Genomic DNA, 2,473 nt, shown 5'->3' on the forward strand with positions numbered 1-2,473 from the left:
GAGGCCAGCCCCGGTCCGCAGGACAGCTATTATCTCTTCGAAAGATTTGCCGAGGCGATGAGCGCTTAACTTCCTGTTAACTTGTTTCGTTCAAATTGCTCGGACGAAGCCGTCATGTGAGTAGACGGTGTTAAGTTTGCTTCGTACACTTTTCCGGTGTGGGCTGCAGTTTGGGGTTATTCTGCAGCTTCCACCGCCTCAGCATCCAGTTTCAGGCGCGTCACAAAGGCCTGTGATATATGGTCACGCAGCGCCTGATAGGCCGCATCGCCATCGCCATTCTCAATCGCTTTGACAATGGCCGCATGTTCACGCAGCGTCTCCGCCCCGCGCCCCTCGGCCGCAATTGACGTCGTCGCCAAAAGTGCCATGGACCGATGCACCAGGTCAAGTTGCTGCACCAGAAAACGGTTGTGCGAGGCGAGGTGGATTTGCTTGTGAAAGCGGCGGTTTGCACGGCTCATGGCCTTTGGATCATCGACCAGTTTCTGATCGGCCTCGAGCATATCGCGCAGCACCTTCACTTCTTCGGGGGCCGCGTGGCGGGCAGCAAGACGGGCGGCTAGCCCCTCCAGTTCACCGCGCACAACATAAAGCTCGGAGAGTTGCGAATGATCCAGCGACGCCACAATCAAGGACCGCCCATCCCGCGTCAGCAGCGATTGCGTCTCAAGCCGTTGCAACGCTTCGCGGATCGGAGTGCGTGATACTCCAAACCGCTCGGCCAATTCGCTTTCGACCAGACGGTCGCCCGGCTTGTAGATATGGCTGTCGATCGCTTCAAGGATCAGGGCGTAGGCGTCTTTCTGGGACACGCGGGTATCTTGCATCTGGTAGAACCTTTCGTAACTCTCTGATCATATGCCCCTGCCCGCCCCGCAATCAAGCCAAAGCGATTGAAACGCGCCACAGCCCATCATATTGTGTACACATGGTAGCCCAGCATTTTTCCCATGTAGACACATGGGTCTTTGATCTCGACAATACACTCTATCCGCCATCTGCTGATCTTTTTGGTCAAATGGACGCGCGTTTTGCGGCATATGTCGCGCGATTGACAGGCCACGATCAGGAGCGTGCGCTGGACCTGTGCAAGCAATACTGGAACGACTACGGCTCAACCTTGCTTGGGCTGATCGACAATCACGATATTGATCCGCATCATTTTCTGGCGGATGTGCATAACATCGACATTTCGCATCTGGAAGAAGACGGGCTGCTCGCGTCTGCGATTGCCGCACTGCCGGGGCGGAAAATTGTCTTTACCAACGGCTCGGAAAACCACGCAAAGCGTGTTCTGTCCGCCCGTGGCCTGACACGTCAGTTTGATGCGGTCTACGGCGTTGAGCACGCCGATTTCAAAGCGAAACCGGGGCAAGACGCCTTTTCGCGTGTCTTCACGACTGACGGACTGACCCCGGCCAAAGCCGCCATGTTCGAGGACGAAGCCCGCAATCTGGCGGTGCCCCATGCCTTGGGCATGCGGACGGTGCATGTTCATGAAACGCCCCTTCCTGCCCCCCATATCCACCATCACACCGATCATCTGACGGATTTCTTGTCGCAGCTTACGCGCTAACCCTTTCAGGGCGCGGCCAAGCGGCCTATGTCTGTCACATGGAACGCAAAACAACAGATATCGTGATCAGTGGTGGCGGAGTTGCAGGCCTGACCGCAGCAGCCGCCTTTGGCACGGCGGGCTTTGACGTTACGATCGTTGACCCCACGCCCCCCGTGACCACCAGCGATGCGGAAGGGTCCGATCTGCGGACCACCGCATTTTTGCAACCCGCCCAGCAGTTTCTCGAGGCCGCAGGACTATGGACGCGGCTGGCCCCTTTTGCTGCGCCGCTTCAGATCATGCGGATCGTCGATATCGGGACCGACAAACATGTCACCCGCGATTTCAACGCAGCCGATATTTCCGACCAGCCCTTTGGCTGGAACCTGCCTAACTGGCTTTTGCGGCGCGAAATGGTTGCGCGGCTGACTGAGCTGCCTAATGTCGATTTCCGCGCAGGTGTCGCCTTTGCCCGCATGGTAGCACGCAGTCATGAAGCACTGGTGACGCTCTCGGATAACAGCCAGCTTTCCGCGAAACTTGTCATCGGGGCGGACGGGCGCGGATCAGCCGTACGCGAAAGCGCCGGAATTGGCGTGAAAACAATGCGATACGGGCAAAAGGCCCTGACATTTGCCGTCACCCATGATGCGCCGCACGACAATGTCTCAACCGAAATCCACCGCTCTGGCGGGCCATTCACGCTGGTGCCTTTGCCGGATCATGATGGCAAGCCCTGCTCGGCCGTCGTCTGGATGGAAGGCGGCGCTGAAGCCAACCGTTTGCATGCCCTGCCGGAAACGGCTTTCGAGGCTGCCGCGAACGACCGCTCCGCTTATCTTTACGGGCCACTCACGCTTGCCAGCAAGCGGACACTTTGGCCCATCATAAGCCAGATCGCGGATCACCTGA

Annotated in this window: 3 protein-coding genes; 2 read left to right on the top strand and 1 reads right to left on the bottom strand. The window is 57.9% G+C overall.

Features of this window, described 5'->3' with window-relative positions:
* Positions 1-176 precede the first annotated feature (176 nt).
* Positions 177-830: a GntR family transcriptional regulator gene (locus VGP75_RS16000; RefSeq protein ID WP_327544612.1), complete on the bottom strand. Its 654-nt coding sequence runs from the start codon at positions 828-830 to the stop codon at positions 177-179.
* A 101-nt stretch (positions 831-931) separates the two neighbouring features.
* On the opposite strand from VGP75_RS16000, the gene VGP75_RS16005 reads away from it, so the two are divergent.
* Together VGP75_RS16005 and VGP75_RS16010 are read left to right on the top strand one after the other, a co-directional pair.
* Entirely contained in the window at positions 932-1,579 is a 648-nt protein-coding gene (locus VGP75_RS16005) for a pyrimidine 5'-nucleotidase (protein ID WP_327544613.1), read from the top strand.
* Between the two features lie 38 nt (positions 1,580-1,617).
* A partial coding sequence (locus VGP75_RS16010; RefSeq protein ID WP_327544614.1) for an FAD-dependent monooxygenase occupies positions 1,618-2,473 on the top strand: 856 nt, incomplete at its 3' end.

This window comes from Yoonia sp. (genome assembly GCF_036007805.1).
In the GTDB taxonomy this organism is placed as follows: Bacteria; Pseudomonadota; Alphaproteobacteria; order Rhodobacterales; family Rhodobacteraceae; genus Yoonia.

Bases quoted from the DNA above. Each gene is read 5' to 3' on its own strand.
- VGP75_RS16000 (WP_327544612.1), bottom strand. From the start codon at position 830: ATGCAAGATACCCGCGTGTCCCAGAAAGACGCCTACGCCCTGATCCTT.
- VGP75_RS16005 (WP_327544613.1), top strand. From the start codon at position 932: ATGGTAGCCCAGCATTTTTCCCATGTAGACACATGGGTCTTTGATCTC.